Source organism: Pseudomonas sp. IAC-BECa141, assembly GCF_020544405.1.
Classification (GTDB): Bacteria; Pseudomonadota; Gammaproteobacteria; order Pseudomonadales; family Pseudomonadaceae; genus Aquipseudomonas.
In genome coordinates, this window is the sequence record NZ_CP065410.1 from 5,983,508 (window position 1) to 5,998,312 (window position 14,805).

Consider the following 14,805-nt stretch of genomic DNA (forward strand, 5'->3'; position numbering starts at 1 on the left):
ATGGAACGACAACTGGACGCTTACTGCGAACACCTGCGCAGTGAGCGGCAGGTGTCGCCGCACACCCTGTCGGCCTACCGCCGCGATCTCGATAAAGTCCTCGGCTGGTGCAACAAACAGAACATCGGCAGCTGGCAGGCACTGGATATCCAGCGTCTGCGCAGTCTGATCGCCCGCCTGCATGCCCAGGGCCAGTCCTCGCGCAGCCTGGCGCGCCTGCTCTCGGCGGTGCGCGGGCTCTATCACTATCTGAACCGCGAAGGCCTCTGCGATCACGACCCGGCCACCGGCCTGGCACCGCCCAAAGGCGAGCGCCGCCTGCCGAAAACCCTCGACACTGACCGCGCCCTGCAACTGCTTGAAGGTGCTGTGGAGGACGATTTTCTCGCGCGGCGCGATCAGGCGATTCTGGAGTTGTTCTATTCCTCCGGCCTGCGCCTGTCGGAGCTGACCGGGCTCAATCTCGATCAGCTCGATCTGGCCGACGGCATGGTTCAGGTGCTGGGCAAGGGCAGCAAGACGCGCCTGTTGCCGGTCGGCAAAAAGGCCCGGGAAGCGCTGGAACAATGGCTGCCTTTGCGGGCGCTGACCAATCCGGCGGACGATGCCGTGTTTGTCAGCCAGCAAGGCCGACGTCTCGGCCCGCGCGCGATTCAGGTGCGGGTCAAACTGGCGGGCGAGCGCGAACTGGGACAGAACCTGCACCCGCACATGCTGCGGCACTCCTTCGCCAGCCACCTGCTCGAATCCTCCCAGGACCTGCGCGCGGTGCAGGAACTGCTCGGCCACTCGGACATCAAGACCACCCAGATCTATACCCACCTGGACTTCCAGCATCTGGCGGCGGTCTACGACAGCGCCCATCCACGGGCCAAACGCATGAAAGGCGACGATTCATGAGTATCCAGTTGATCACCTTCGACCTCGACGACACCCTGTGGGATACCGCCCCGGTGATCGTCAGCGCCGAAGCGGTTTTGCGCGAATGGCTGAGCGAACATGCGCCGAATCTGGGCGCAGTGCCGGTGGAGCATCTTTGGTCGATCCGCGAGCGGGTGCTGGCCAACGAACCGGGACTCAAGCACCGCATCAGCGCGCTGCGCCGGCGAGTGCTGTTCCATGCGCTGGAGGAAGCCGGCTACGCCCACGGCGAAGCGTCGGAACTGGCAGACAAGAGTTTTGAAGTGTTTCTGCATGCGCGGCATCAGATCGAGGTGTTCCCGGAGGTCGAGCCGATCCTGGAAACCCTCGCCAAGCACTACGCCCTCGGCGTGGTCACCAACGGCAACGCCGATGTACGTCGTCTCGGGCTGGCGGACTACTTCAAGTTCGCGTTGTGCGCCGAAGACATCGGCATCGCCAAGCCGGATGCGCGACTCTTCCACGAAGCGTTGCAGCGCGGTGGCGTGAGCCCCGAAGCCGCCGTGCATATCGGCGATCATCCGGGGGATGACATCGCCGGGGCGCAGCAGGCCGGTCTGCGAGCGATCTGGTTCAACCCGGCCGGCAAGGTCTGGGAAGCGGAACGCCTGCCGGATGCCGAGATTCGCAGCCTGACCGATCTGCCCGCGGTGCTCGCCCGCTGGAACAGCCGCCGCTAGATTTCTTTCGCCCATGAAAAAGCCCGCAGCGACGGCGGGCTTTTTCAGCAAGCAAGCGGCACGCCTCAGATAGGGCGGCTGCCGTACTTGTTGTCCGGCTTCTTGGGCGGATCGGCGACCACGTTGGCCTCCACTTCCTGAACCTTGCCACCGCGCGCAAGGAACTCTTCCATGGCCTTGGCCAGGGCATCGCGCTCCTTGTTCTTGGCTTCGATGCTCGGCAACTCGTCGACCGATACCGCAGCCTTGGCCTTGCCTTTGGCAGCCGGGGCCGGCGTATCGTCACCGCCATCGTCTTCAGCAACGTCTTCCGCTGCTGCTTCCAGACCGTCTTCGGCCTCGTCTTCGTCGCCTACTTCGAGGTCGTCGTTTTCCAGATCATCGTCGCTCATGTTCTACCTCATGACTTGCGAAAAGCAGATTAGTTATAGACCAGCTTTAGCGACTGTCGAAAGTCGCCGGAAAAAAATCGGTAACCATTGGTGACCAACGGTTTATGCCTCTTCACCGTGCAAGGTGGCGAGGACTTTACGGGCACCGCCATGATCACGGTGCTCGCCCAGGTAAACGCCTTGCCAGGTGCCCAGTGCCAGTCGGCCCGCCGTTATCGGCAAACTGATCTGACAGCCCAGCACGCTGGCCTTGAAGTGCGCCGGGAGGTCGTCCAGGCCTTCGTCGTTATGCTCATAGCCGTCTGCTCCTTGTGGGATCAGACGATTGAAAAATCGTTCGAAGTCGCGACGTACCGCCGGATCGGCGTTCTCGTTGATGGTCAACGACGCCGAGGTATGCTGCAGCCACAAATGCAACAGACCGACCCGGCATGCCTTGAGTTCGGGCAGGCCGGCGAGCAACTCGTCCGTCACCAGATGAAAGCCCCGGGGCCGCGCCCGCAGGGTTATCAGAGTCTGTTGCCACATACAGTTCTCCGCACGTTCGGGGCGCATTCTAGCGCGCTCTGGAAAAAAACAAAGGCCCTGATGTTCCTTCAATGATGTAAGCCTTTGGCCGCAGAAAAACACACGTCGTAAACACGACCAAAGCCGTACGAAAAATCCTTTCAGCCATATCAGGGAAGACAAATTCCAGACAAAAAAATGCCCGGCAAGCCGGGCAAGTTTTTGCGGCGCGTGCTTACAGGTTGTAGCCGCGCTCGTTGTGTTGTGCCAGATCCAGGCCAACCGATTCTTCTTCCTCGGTCACGCGCAGACCCATCACGGCATCCAGCACCTTGAGGATGATGAAGGTCACGATCGCGGTGTAGATCACGGTGAAGCCGACGCCTTTGCACTGAATCCAGACTTGTGCGGCGATGTCGGTGACGGTGCCGAAGCCACCCAGCGACGGTGCGGCGAACACACCGGTGAGGATCGCGCCGAGGATACCGCCGATACCGTGCACGCCGAAGGCATCCAGGGAGTCGTCATAACCGAGTTTGCGTTTCAGGGTGGTGGCGCAGAAGAAGCACACCACGCCCGCTGCCAGACCGATCACCAGTGCGCCCATCGGGCCCACGGTGCCAGCGGCCGGAGTGATCGCAACCAGGCCTGCAACCACACCGGATGCGATACCCAGTGCGCTTGGTTTGCCGTGGGTGATCCACTCGGCGAACATCCAGCCCAGTGCGGCAGCGGCGGTCGCGATCTGAGTCACCAGCATCGCCATGCCGGCGGTGCCGTTGGCGGCTGCGGCGGAACCGGCGTTGAAGCCGAACCAGCCAACCCACAGCATCGCCGCGCCCATCAGGGTGTAACCCAGATTGTGTGGCGCCATCGGGGTGGTCGGGAAGCCTTTGCGTTTACCCAGTACCAGGCAGGCAATCAGACCGGCCACACCGGCGTTGATGTGCACCACGGTGCCACCGGCAAAGTCGAGTACGCCCCAGTCCCACATCAGGCCGCCGTTGCCGGACCAGACCATGTGCGCGATCGGTGCATAGACCAGGGTGAACCAGATGCCCATGAAGATCAGCATCGCGGAGAACTTCATCCGCTCGGCGAACGCACCGACGATCAGCGCCGGGGTGATGATCGCGAAGGTCATCTGGAAGGTGATGAAGACCGCCTCGGGGAACAGCGCCGCCGGGCCGGTCAGGCTCGCTGGCGTGACACCGGCCAGGAACGCCTTGCCGAATCCACCCACGAACGAGTTGAAGTTGACGACGCCTTGCTCCATGCCGGTGGTGTCGAACGCGATGCTGTAGCCATAAATGACCCACAGGACGCTGATCAGGCCGGTAATGGCGAAGCACTGCATCATCACGGAAAGAATGTTTTTCGACCGGACCATGCCGCCGTAGAACAGCGCGAGGCCGGGAATGGTCATGAACAGTACGAGGGCTGTGGAGGTGAGCATCCAGGCGGTGTCGCCGGAGTTCAGGACTGGAGCTGCCACTTCGTCTGCCGCCATGGCCAGGCCGGGCATTACGATAGACAACAGGGCTCCTAGCCCTGCGAATTTACGCAGAGTCATATTGTTTTCTCCTGGGGCGTTGGGTTTGTGGCGGCGTTTAGATCGCGTCGGTATCGGTTTCGCCGGTACGGATGCGGATCGCCTGTTCCAGATTGACCACGAAGATCTTGCCGTCACCGATCTTGCCGGTGTTGGCAGCCTTGGTTATCGCCTCGATAACCCGATCCAGATCCTTGTCGTCGATGGCAACGTCGATTTTCACCTTGGGCAGAAAATCGACCACATACTCCGCGCCGCGATACAGCTCGGTGTGACCCTTCTGCCGACCGAAGCCTTTGACTTCAGTAACGGTAATGCCCTGCACGCCGATTTCGGACAGCGACTCGCGCACGTCGTCCAACTTGAACGGCTTGATGATGGCAGTGACTAGCTTCATGAAACTCTCTCCCGAATTGGTGGACTTGCCCCAGGAAAACAAACCCGACTCAAGTCTAAGCGCAGTGCCTGGCTTTGTAACGCTTCGTTGTCGACGCCAGCTAACCGCTCCAGACGAAACTCCCCGCTCCGTCTGCCGCACTGCATTCGTCACAGCGACTGCATCAGTGCATGGGTCGAAGGTGACTAAGCAGAAAGCTTGCCATCTCGCCAAAAACCCCTGATTTCAATCCCTTGGCCGCTGTCGCAGATGCCATCACCCAAATGGCACTCGGGATACGCACAACAACGGTGCGCGGCCGTGCATCCAGTTGCGCGAAAAGCGTGCATCCGTGCCTGCGTCAATGACTATAGACACTGCGTGATACACTGCCGGCCATTGTTTCCAGGACATATCCCATGCTCGCGCCCAAAGACTTCCTCGACGCCCTGAGCGGCACCGCCTCCCGCCTGTTCAGCGGCGATACGCCCTTGCCAAAAGCCGAAATCGAAAGCCAGTTCAAGATGCTGCTGCAAAGTGCCTTCAGCAAACTGGACCTGGTGAGCCGCGAAGAGTTTGACAGTCAGATGGTGGTGCTGGCGCGCACTCGCGCCCGGCTCGAAAGCCTTGAGGCGAAGGTGGCTGAATTGGAAGCGAAGCTGACGCCGCCGGCCGAGTAAAACCTCGTGTCTTTGTGAATGCGGCCCCTTGTGGGAGCGGGCTTGCCCGCGAATGAAGGTCGGAACGACCTTCCCGCCATTCAGGATTCGCTATTGACTCTCGGCAGAATCCTACAGCTTGCAACCCCGCCGTCCGATTGCGTCGTGAAGCCCTGATTCCTAAGCTCACCCAATGCTGAATGTTCAGCACTGGGTTTGGCGACCCGGAAAGCTTAAGGCGCACGACAACCATGATGGCGGCTGTGTTTACCGCCACATCGAGTCATGGCGGTTGTGCGTGGGAGACCTTCGGGTCTGCCGGGTTCCTTTTGCTCCGGTTCGCCAACCCGCGTACGACTGCCACCCAATTGTTTGGCGACAATTGAGGGCAGCCCTAAAGCAAAAGGAGCTGTTCAATGAATAACGAAGAGACGTATCTCACTCCTCAGGTTTTCACCCGCCACAAACTCCCCCTCCACGCCCTGCTCATCCAGAACCAACCCTGGTTCTCCGCCCGCGACCTGGGCCGCCTGCTGCACATTTACCTCAACGAACGCATGCTGCGAAAACTCGACCCCGACCAATACCAAACCCGCAAAACCCTGATCCACAACCAGATCGAAAACACCCTCCTGATCAGCGAGTCCGGCATCTACGCCCTCCTCGTCTATCACTACTGCCCCGAATACCGAGCGCTACGCGAATGGCTCACCCATCAAGTCATCCCCACCCTGCGCGACGCCCAGCACCCCACCACAAGCGAACGCCCACAGCTAAGCCTGCTGAATTGGCCCGAGATGTCGTTGAGTTTGCTGCACTGGAATAACCAGCCGTGGATTCGGTTGCAGGATGTGCCGTTGATGGTGGTAGAACGGGAAATGCTAAAGTGCCCAGAACCGGGCACTTGGTGGAAGAGGGCTTCGCGGATGCTGCAATCGCTATAGGCCCGCATGCCGGAGCTGGGCCCTGCGTAAATCGTAAGTCGACTGAAGATTCATCCAGAATTCAGGTGTGGTATTGAGGTGGATCGCCAGCCTGATTGCCAAATCGGCGCAGATCCTGAGCTGGCATTTCACAAGCTTCTCGATCTCGGTTTCAGGCCAGTTCGTGGGCATGGCCAAGTCCATGACTGTCATGCCCAACGGCTCCATGAACTCCTTATTCAGAACCTCGCCGGGGTGAATCGAGCGCATACCATTGCGGTTCATTTTTCGCCTCCAGAGGCTGCATTGAGCGGCCAAACTGGAGCACCCGACTTTGCAATACAAGACCGTCGAGTCGCTTTCACTAGCGTCCTACAACTATTAGGGCATGCCCCTACAAAAATCGGCGTCTACGCCTGGTTATGCAGTCCTTACACCTGTCATTACATTGGCAAACGAAAATGCACCCATCAGGATGGAGGTCTCAGTGAAGGATAAAAAGAGGAAGACAAAGCTACTTCAGGTTGTTGAACTACACCTCGAAGCACTTCGACTGGCTGGAAATTTGTCAGCCAATCAACGGAGGTTTATTGAAGTTGCCGTTACGTGCGGACCTGAGCTTGAGCCAAGTGGTCTGTTAGCAGGCAGAAGATGAATGCATAGGCCCGCACAACCGCTTTCTGATACGTCTTGTAAACCTCTACTCAAACGCTAGAACCCCGCTCAACTACCCTTCAAAAACCCGCAGGAAGCGGCCCCCGATTCAACACAAGGAACGACCATGTCCCTCGCCATCGTCCACAGTCGCGCCCAGATTGGCGTGGATGCTCCCGCTGTCACCGTCGAAGTCCACCTGGCCAACGGCTTGCCCTCGCTGACCATGGTCGGCCTGCCCGAAGCGGCGGTGAAAGAGAGCAAGGACCGGGTGCGCAGTGCGATCATCAATTCCGGGCTGCAGTTCCCGGCGCGGCGGATCACGCTGAATCTGGCGCCGGCGGATCTGCCCAAGGATGGCGGGCGGTTCGATCTGGCGATTGCGCTGGGGATTCTGTCGGCGAGCGTGCAGGTGCCGACGTTGACGCTGGATGACGTGGAATGTCTGGGTGAGCTGGCGTTATCCGGCGCTGTGCGGGCGGTGCGCGGGGTGTTGCCTGCGGCACTGGCGGCACGCAAGGCCGGGCGTACGCTGGTGGTGCCACGGGCGAATGCCGAGGAGGCTTGTCTGGCTTCGGGACTGAGGGTGATTGCGGTGGATCATCTGCTGGAGGCCGTGGCGCATTTCAATGGACATACACCGGTCGAACCCTATGTCTCGGACGGGCTGATCCATGCCGCCAAACCCTATCCCGACCTGAATGAAGTACAGGGCCAACTGGCCGCCAAGCGGGCGCTGCTGATTGCCGCCGCCGGTGCACACAACCTGTTGTTCAGCGGGCCACCCGGGACGGGCAAGACGTTGCTGGCCAGTCGATTGCCGGGGTTGCTGCCACCGCTGACCGAGAGTGAAGCGCTGGAAGTGGCGGCGATTCAATCCGTCGCCAGTGGAGCGCCGCTGACCCATTGGCCACAGCGCCCGTTCCGCCAGCCGCATCACTCGGCCTCCGGGCCGGCACTGGTCGGTGGCAGTTCAAAACCGCAACCCGGCGAAATCACCCTCGCTCATCACGGCGTGCTGTTTCTCGATGAGCTGCCGGAGTTTGATCGCAAGGTGCTGGAGGTTCTGCGTGAACCGCTGGAGTCCGGCTGCATCGTGATCGCCCGTGCCAAGGAGCGGGTGCGCTTTCCCGCGAGATTCCAGCTGGTGGCGGCGATGAATCCCTGTCCCTGTGGATATCTGGGCGAACCAAGCGGCAAGTGCTCCTGCACACCGGACATGGTGCAGCGCTATCGCAACAAACTGTCGGGGCCGTTGCTGGACCGGATCGATTTGCACCTGACGGTGGCACGAGAGGCGACAGCGTTGAACCCTGCCGTGAAACCGGGAGAAGACAGCGCCAGCGCGGCCAGGCTGGTCGCCGAGGCCCGCGAGCGTCAGCAAAAACGTCAGGGCTGCGCCAATGCGTTTCTCGATTTGCCGGGGCTGAAGAAGCACTGCAAGTTATCCACAGCCGATGAAGCCTGGCTGGAGACGGCGTGCGAAAGACTGATCTTGTCGTTGCGCTCGGCGCACCGGTTGCTCAAGGTGGCGAGGACATTGGCGGATCTGGAGAAATGCGCGGATATCAGTCGCGAGCATCTGGCCGAAGCGTTGCAATACCGGCCGGCGACTCAGTAAATGCCGCGATGGTGGTGGGCCAAAACGCGAGCAGGCTCGCTCTCACAGGTCCTACAAGAACCCTGGGGGAGCGAGCCTGCTCGCGATAGCTATTTCAAAGAGGCCTCAACGGAAGCGGTCGACCTCCTGGCGCAGGTCGGCTGCCAGGCCTTCCAGTTCCTTGGCGGTGATTGCCAGGTTGGACACCACCTCGCGCTGCTCGCTGTTGGCCATCGCGATGCTCTGCAGGTTGCTGCTCAACAGCGTCGCGGTGCTGCTCTGTTCCTGGGTCGCGGTGGTGATCGCGGCAAATTGCTGGCCTGCCGAACGGCTCTGCTCATCGATCCGCGCCAGCGCCGATGCGACGTTGGCGTTGCGCGACAGGCCTTCCTGCATCAGCACGTTGCCTTGTTCCATGGTGCTGATGGCGTTGCCGGTTTCCTGCTGGATGCTATGGATCATGCCGGAGATTTCATCGGTCGCCTGACGAGTGCGCGACGCCAGATTGCGCACTTCGTCGGCCACCACGGCAAAACCCCGACCCTGTTCACCGGCACGGGCCGCTTCGATGGCGGCGTTGAGTGCCAGCAGGTTGGTTTGTTCGGCAATCGAGGTGATCACGCTGACGATGCCACCGATTTCCTGGGAGCGCTGACCCAGCGTGTTGATCACGGTCGCCGTGGTGTTCAGTGCGCCGGCAATCTGCTCCAGCGAGGACGACGCTTCTTCCATCGACGTGCGACCGATCTGGGTCTGCTGAGCGTTTTCCTGGGCCAGACGCTGGGTGTTGCCCATGTTGTCGGCAATGTTCAGCGACGTGGCGGAGAACTCTTCAACCGCACCCGCCATGCTGGTGATTTCGCCAGACTGCTGCTCCATGCCTTCATAGGCGCCGCCAGACAGGCCGGACAGCGCTTGAGCCCGACGGTTGACCTCTTCCGAGGCGCGGCGGATGTGCTCGACCATGGTCGACAGCGCCTGGCTCATCTGGTTGAAGGCGCGGGCCAACTGGCCGATTTCGTCATTGCTCGACACGCTCAGACGCACGCTCAGATCACCGGCACCCAGGGCTTCCGCCTGACGTACCAGATCACCCAAAGGCGCCAGTTTGCTGCGCAGCAACCAGACCACGGAGCCGACCGCCAGCAACATTGCCAGCAGACTGCCGATGGCCAGTTGGGTACCCACGCTCCAGGTCACCGCGCGAATCTCGGCCTTCGGCATGCTCGCCACCACCGACCACGGGCCGCCTTCGAACGGCACGGCAATGCTGTAGAAGTCTTCGGACTTGTCGTTCCAGAACCGACCTTTACCCGGCGTTTTCGCCAGATCATTGATCACAGGAACCGCTTGATCCAGCGCCTGCACGCCAGCCGGCGCCACCAGCCATTGGTTCTTTTCGTCCAGCAGTGCCAGCGAGCCGGTCTGGCCGATGCGGAAGCGCTTGAGGTTTTCGAACTGGGCGTTCTGCGCGTCGGTGTAATCGAAGCCGACGAACAACACAGCAATCACCTTGCCGCTGCTGTCACGCACCGGGGTGTATTGAGTCATGTAGGAGCGATCGAACAGCAAGGCGCGGCCAACATAACCCTGCCCCGCCATCAACTTCGCGTAGGCCGGGTGAGCGTGATCGAGCAAGGTGCCGATGGCGCGACTGCCATCCTGCTTGGTCAGCGAGGTGCTGACCCGCACGAAGTCTTCGCCGCTGCGCACGAACAGCGTGGCGACACCCGCCGTCATCTGCTTGAACTCGTCGACTTCCTTGAAGTTGTTGTTCAGCACTTCGCTGCCCAGATGCAGGCCTGGGGTCTGGGTGCCAGCGACGTTGACCGGCTCGCCCGGATGAATGCTCAGGCCGGCGCTGAAGCGCTTCTCGAACAATCCGCTCAGGCGCTGGGTGCTTTCACGCAGCGTGCCGTGGAAAGTGCTCAACTGATCGGCGAGCAGGCGTGCCTCGCTGGCCAGGTGTTCTTCACGAGTGGCGAGGTTGGCGGTGTCCAGCGAACGCAGGGCGAACACCGTACTGCCGCTGATGACAATCGCCAGTATCACGGCGAGCGCGAGGCCCAGCTGCGAGGCGATCCGAGCGCGAGGTTGAGACATGGACAGCTCCTGGCCGAGCCACGGGATCCTCCTTGATCCTGACTCGGAAATTTTTCTAATAGTGGGGGTGAATCGTGGATACCGGCACGACGGTTCCACATGCACGTATTCGGCGGTAAAACCGAATACTTGAGCGAATAGCAGGGTTATGGCGAAAGGCCGGCATTGTGCAGGCTCGAACGTTTCAGCTCAAGCGTGTGACCGCCGGCAGCGTCATGGCGCGGACTTCGCCTTGCAGGAAGTCGCTCAGGCGGCGCAAACGTTCACCTCCCGGACGGGTTTTTGGCCACACCAGGTAATAATTCAGTCCGCTGGCGACCGCCGTCGGCCACGGCAGACTCAGGCGTCCTTGCGCGACATCCTCGGCCACCATCAGCAAATCCCCCATGGACACACCGTAGCCCCGGGCCGCCGCAATCATTCCGAGTTCCAGGGTATCGAACACCTGCCCGCCCTTGAGTGACACCTGATCCGACAACCCCATGTGTTCCAGCCAACTGCGCCAGTCCCGGCGATCCGGCGTCGGGTGCAGCAATTCGGCGCTGGCCAGCCGTGCAACGTCCCAGGGCTGGTCGTTGAGCAGATTCGGCGCGCCGACCGGAATCAGTTCCTCTGGAAACAGCAGGCTGGCTTCCCAGTCCGGCGGGAAATGCCCGTCACTGAGCAACACCGCGCAATCGAAGGGCTCGTTGTTGAAGTCCACCGAATCCACGTCCATCCAGGCGCTGGTCAGTTGTACCTCGTTGCCCGGCTGTAGATGGCGGAAGCGACTGAGCCGCGCCAGCAACCAGCGCATGGTCAGGGTCGACGGAGCTTTCATGCGCAGGATGTCATCCTCGGCGCGCAAGGTATTGCAGGCTCGCTCCAGGGCGGCGAATCCCTCGCGGATGCCCGGCAGCAGCAGGCGCGCCGACTCGGTCAGTTGCAGATTGCGACCGCTGCGATGGAACAAGCGGCAGGCGAAATGCTCTTCGAGCGTGCGGATGTGCCGGCTCACCGCACTTTGCGTGATCGACAACTCTTCGGCGGCCCGCGTGAACGAACTGTGACGGGCCGCCGCTTCGAATGCGCGCAGGGCATACAAGGGTGGAAGACGACGGGACATGCACAACGCTCCAATGGCGGGATTGCGCCAACTTAGCAGAATCGTCGCAGGATGAGTTTTAATCATGCCACCCATCCTTTTTATCCCTTTGTGCAACCCGCACCAAACCCTGAGAATCGACGGTCTCCTGCTCCCTCTTTTATATGGATGTGAACACCATGCAGCGTCCTGTGCGTACCGAACTCTGGGCCATCCTGCGGCTGGCGGGGCCGTTGATTGCTTCGCAGTTGGCGCACATGCTGATGGTGCTGACCGACACCCTGATGATGGCGCGCCTCAGTCCCGAAGCGCTGGCCGGAGGTGGTCTGGGCGCAGCCAGCTATTCGTTCGTGTCGATTTTCTGCATCGGCGTAATCGCGGCGGTCGGTACCCTGGTGGCGATTCGTCAGGGCGCCGGCGACATCATCGGCGCCGCCCGCCTGACTCAGGCCGGGCTATGGCTGGCGTGGCTGATGGCACTCGGTGCCGGGTTGCTGTTATGGAATCTGAAACCGGTGCTGTTGCTGTTCGGCCAGACCGAGACCAACGTCAACGCCGCCGGGCAGTTCCTGATCGCCCTGCCCTTCGCCCTGCCCGGCTACCTGAGCTTCATGGCCCTGCGCGGTTTCACCAGCGCCATCGGCCGGGCAACACCGGTGATGGTCATCAGCCTCGCCGGCACCGTGGCCAACTTCCTGCTCAATTACGCGTTGATCACTGGCATGTTCGGCCTGCCGAAACTGGGCCTGACCGGTATCGGTCTGGTCACGGCAATTGTTGCCAATTGCATGGCACTGGCGCTGGCCTGGCACATCCGCCGGCATCCGGCCTATAACGCCTACCCGCTGCGTGAAGGCCTGTCGCGGCCGAACCGGCAGTACCTGAAAGAACTCTGGCGCCTGGGTCTGCCGATTGGCGGCACCTACGCGGTAGAGGTCGGGCTGTTCGCCTTCGCGGCGCTGTGCATGGGCACCATGGGCAGCACCCAACTGGCGGCGCATCAGATTGCGCTACAAATCGTTTCGGTGGCATTCATGGTGCCGGCGGGGATGTCGTATGCGATCACCATGCGCGTCGGCCAGCATTACGGCGCCGGGCAATTGAGCGATGCGCGGATGTCCGGGCGGGTCGGTATCGTCTTCGGTGCAGTGGTGATGCTGGGGTTTGCGATGGTGTTCTGGCTGCTGCCGAATCAGCTGGTCGGTTTGTTCCTCGACCATAACGATCCGGCATTTGCCGAGGTGATTCATCTGGCCGTGAGCCTGCTGGCCGTGGCGGCGTGGTTCGAGCTGTTTGACGGTACGCAGACGATCGCCATGGGCTGCATTCGCGGGCTCAAGGATGCCAAGACCACGTTTCTGGTCGGGCTCGGCTGCTACTGGCTGATCGGCGCGCCGTCGGCATGGCTGATGGCGTTCCATCTGCACTGGGGGCCGACCGGCGTCTGGTGGGGGCTGGCGCTGGGACTGGCCTGCGCGGCAGTGAGCCTGACGCTGGCATTCGAATGGAAGATGAAGCGGATGATTCGCCTTGAGCCGCAAGTTCAAGGCTTCAAGATCGCTCAGCCCGAGTGAGTTTCCCTGAGGGAGCAAGCTTGCTCCCTCAGGTATTTGAGGCTAAACCACAATACCCAGCGGCGGCTGACTGGCATCAGCCACCAGATACTCAACCAGCTCGGCCAACGGCAGCGGCTTGCTGATCAGATACCCCTGCACCTGATCGCAACCGAAACCGCGCAACAGATCCAGTTGCTCGCGGGTTTCCACCCCTTCGGCCACCACTTCCAGGTGCAGGTTGTGCGCGAGATTGATCATCGCGTGCACCAGTTTGCGGTTTTCTTCGCGTTGCTCCATGCCGCCGACGAAACTCTTGTCGATCTTCAGCAAGGTGATCGGCAGGCTGTTGAGGTGCACGAACGACGAGAACCCGGTGCCGAAGTCATCCAGCGAAAAACGCACGCCGAGGCGACCGAGCGCGTCCATGGTCTGCTTGACCAGATCGCTGCGGCGCATCACGGCGGTTTCGGTGAGTTCGAATTCCAGCCATTGCGCCTCGACACCGCGCTCGGCGATCAAGCGGCTGAGCGTCGGCAGCAACTGGCTGTCCTGAAACTGGCGGAACGACAGGTTGATCGCCATGTGCAGCGCCGGCAGACCGCGCTCGCGCAACGCCTGCATGTCACGCAGGGCCCGGGAAATCACCCAATAACCCAGCGGCACAATCAGGCCGCTCTGCTCGGCCAGCGGCACAAATTCGCTCGGCGCAAGCAAGCCGCGCTCACTGTGACGCCAGCGCACCAGCGCTTCGAGGCCGACGATCTGGCCATCCTGCAGATTCAGGCGCGGCTGGTAATGCAGCTCCAGCTCATCGCGGCGCAAGGCCCGGCGCAGCTCGCTTTCGAGGTCGGCCATGCTCCGCGCGTTGCGGTTGATCCGTTCGTTGAAGATGTGAAACGTGCAGCCCTGGGTGCTCTTGGCCTGTTGCATGGCGATGTGCGCGTGCCACATCAGCGGATCGGCACCGGCCTGGGCCCGGGCATGAGCGATGCCGAGGCTGGAACCGATCAACAGGCTTTCGCCATCGACCCAATAAGGTTCGGCCAGGGCTTCGGTGATGCGTTCGGCCATCCATTCCGCCCGTTGCGGGGCGCGGCGGGTGTCGATCAGCAGGGCGAATTCGTCGCTGCCCAGGCGTGCCAGTTGATCGCCGACTTCCAGCTGACTTTTCAGCCGTGCGACGACTTGCAGGATCAGGCGATCGCCGGCCTGATGGCCGAGGGCGTCGTTGGCGTGGCGGAAGTTGTCGAGATCGAGGTGGCCGAGGGCCAGGCCGCGACCGTCGTTTTCGGCGAGGCGCGCCGTGAGCAGGGTCTGGAAGCCCTGGCGGTTGGCGATGCCGGTCAGCGGATCCTGTTCGGCCAGGCGTTGCAGGGTGTTTTCCAGCACGCCGCGTTCGCGCACATGCCGCAGGCAACGCCGGAGCATGCCGGCATCGAGGGCATCGAACACCAGCCAGTCGCTGACGCCATCGGGCGCGGTCGCCGGCTCCTGTTCCAAAAGCAATACCGTCGGCAGGCTGCAACGGCCGGGCGCCGGCTGCAACGCGGGAACGGTCAACAACACCGCGTGGCGGTTGTCTTCGAACAGGCTGCTGACCGACTCCCAGTTCGGCGCGCTGATCAGCACCGCCGCACTCCCCAACGGAGCCAGACACTCGCGCAATAACGCTGTCCACGCTGGCTCTTCGGCCAGTAGCAGCAAACGCAAGGGTTCGACAGGCGTAGTCAAGCTGACTCCCTAGACTCTGCAATGATGTGGGCGGCGGGCATTATGCCGTTGCGGCAACCAATGACCA

General features: G+C 61.6%; 14 protein-coding genes. 6 read left to right on the forward strand and 8 right to left on the reverse strand.

Annotated elements, in window-relative coordinates; translation table 11 throughout:
• Both xerC and I5961_RS27515 read left to right on the forward strand, forming a co-directional pair.
• Positions 1 to 900 carry a tyrosine recombinase XerC gene (gene xerC, locus I5961_RS27510; RefSeq protein WP_007951897.1) on the forward strand — a complete coding sequence of 300 codons (900 nt, stop codon included), beginning with the start codon at positions 1 to 3 and terminating at the stop codon, positions 898 to 900.
• Positions 897 to 1,601, forward strand: a complete 705-nt coding sequence (locus tag I5961_RS27515) for an HAD family hydrolase (protein ID WP_227233884.1) — start codon at positions 897 to 899, stop codon at positions 1,599 to 1,601. Before xerC ends, I5961_RS27515 begins: the two co-directional genes overlap by 4 nt.
• A 65-nt stretch (positions 1,602 to 1,666) precedes the next feature.
• On the opposite strand, the gene sutA is transcribed toward I5961_RS27515, so the two are convergent.
• The 4 genes from sutA to glnK form a co-directional block, all read right to left on the reverse strand.
• On the reverse strand, positions 1,667 to 1,993 hold the full coding sequence (sutA, locus tag I5961_RS27520) for a transcriptional regulator SutA (RefSeq protein ID WP_007951900.1): 327 nt from the start codon (positions 1,991 to 1,993) through the stop codon (positions 1,667 to 1,669).
• 102 nt (positions 1,994 to 2,095) lie between these two features.
• A complete protein-coding gene (locus I5961_RS27525; RefSeq protein ID WP_085696853.1) occupies positions 2,096 to 2,521 on the reverse strand; it encodes a secondary thiamine-phosphate synthase enzyme YjbQ in 426 nt (141 codons plus the stop codon).
• A 214-nt stretch (positions 2,522 to 2,735) separates the two neighbouring features.
• Positions 2,736 to 4,073, reverse strand: coding sequence for an ammonium transporter (locus I5961_RS27530; RefSeq protein ID WP_007951904.1), 1,338 nt, complete (start codon positions 4,071 to 4,073; stop codon positions 2,736 to 2,738).
• 37 nt (positions 4,074 to 4,110) lie between these two features.
• Entirely contained in the window at positions 4,111 to 4,449 is a 339-nt protein-coding gene (glnK, locus tag I5961_RS27535; protein WP_002555808.1) for a P-II family nitrogen regulator, read from the reverse strand.
• 398 nt (positions 4,450 to 4,847) lie between these two features.
• On the opposite strand from glnK, the gene I5961_RS27540 reads away from it, so the two are divergent.
• Positions 4,848 to 5,108: an accessory factor UbiK family protein gene (locus tag I5961_RS27540; protein WP_011336527.1), complete on the forward strand. Its 261-nt coding sequence runs from the start codon at positions 4,848 to 4,850 to the stop codon at positions 5,106 to 5,108.
• 395 nt (positions 5,109 to 5,503) lie between these two features.
• Positions 5,504 to 6,031 (forward strand): Bro-N domain-containing protein, encoded by a 528-nt coding sequence (locus tag I5961_RS27545; RefSeq protein WP_227233886.1) that lies wholly within the window; start codon positions 5,504 to 5,506, stop codon positions 6,029 to 6,031.
• On the opposite strand, the gene I5961_RS27550 is transcribed toward I5961_RS27545, so the two are convergent.
• Positions 6,026 to 6,295, reverse strand: coding sequence for a HigA family addiction module antitoxin (locus tag I5961_RS27550; protein ID WP_227233887.1), 270 nt, complete (start codon positions 6,293 to 6,295; stop codon positions 6,026 to 6,028). The genes I5961_RS27545 and I5961_RS27550 overlap by 6 nt on opposite strands.
• A gap of 496 nt (positions 6,296 to 6,791) precedes the next feature.
• Here I5961_RS27550 and I5961_RS27555 point away from each other — a divergent pair, with 496 nt between their 5' ends.
• Positions 6,792 to 8,285, forward strand: coding sequence for a YifB family Mg chelatase-like AAA ATPase (locus I5961_RS27555; protein WP_227233889.1), 1,494 nt, complete (start codon positions 6,792 to 6,794; stop codon positions 8,283 to 8,285).
• Between the two features lie 105 nt (positions 8,286 to 8,390).
• Here the strand turns inward: I5961_RS27555 and I5961_RS27560 are convergent, their stop codons facing one another.
• Positions 8,391 to 10,367: a methyl-accepting chemotaxis protein gene (locus I5961_RS27560; protein ID WP_227233890.1), complete on the reverse strand. Its 1,977-nt coding sequence runs from the start codon at positions 10,365 to 10,367 to the stop codon at positions 8,391 to 8,393.
• A 184-nt stretch (positions 10,368 to 10,551) separates the two neighbouring features.
• Positions 10,552 to 11,472 carry a LysR substrate-binding domain-containing protein gene (locus I5961_RS27565; RefSeq protein ID WP_085685856.1) on the reverse strand — a complete coding sequence of 307 codons (921 nt, stop codon included), beginning with the start codon at positions 11,470 to 11,472 and terminating at the stop codon, positions 10,552 to 10,554.
• A 158-nt stretch (positions 11,473 to 11,630) separates the two neighbouring features.
• Here I5961_RS27565 and I5961_RS27570 point away from each other — a divergent pair, with 158 nt between their 5' ends.
• Positions 11,631 to 13,025, forward strand: a complete 1,395-nt coding sequence (locus I5961_RS27570; protein ID WP_227233892.1) for a NorM family multidrug efflux MATE transporter — start codon at positions 11,631 to 11,633, stop codon at positions 13,023 to 13,025.
• A gap of 42 nt (positions 13,026 to 13,067) precedes the next feature.
• Here the strand turns inward: I5961_RS27570 and I5961_RS27575 are convergent, their stop codons facing one another.
• Entirely contained in the window at positions 13,068 to 14,738 is a 1,671-nt protein-coding gene (locus tag I5961_RS27575) for a putative bifunctional diguanylate cyclase/phosphodiesterase (RefSeq protein ID WP_227233893.1), read from the reverse strand.
• Positions 14,739 to 14,805: the final 67 nt, after the last annotated feature.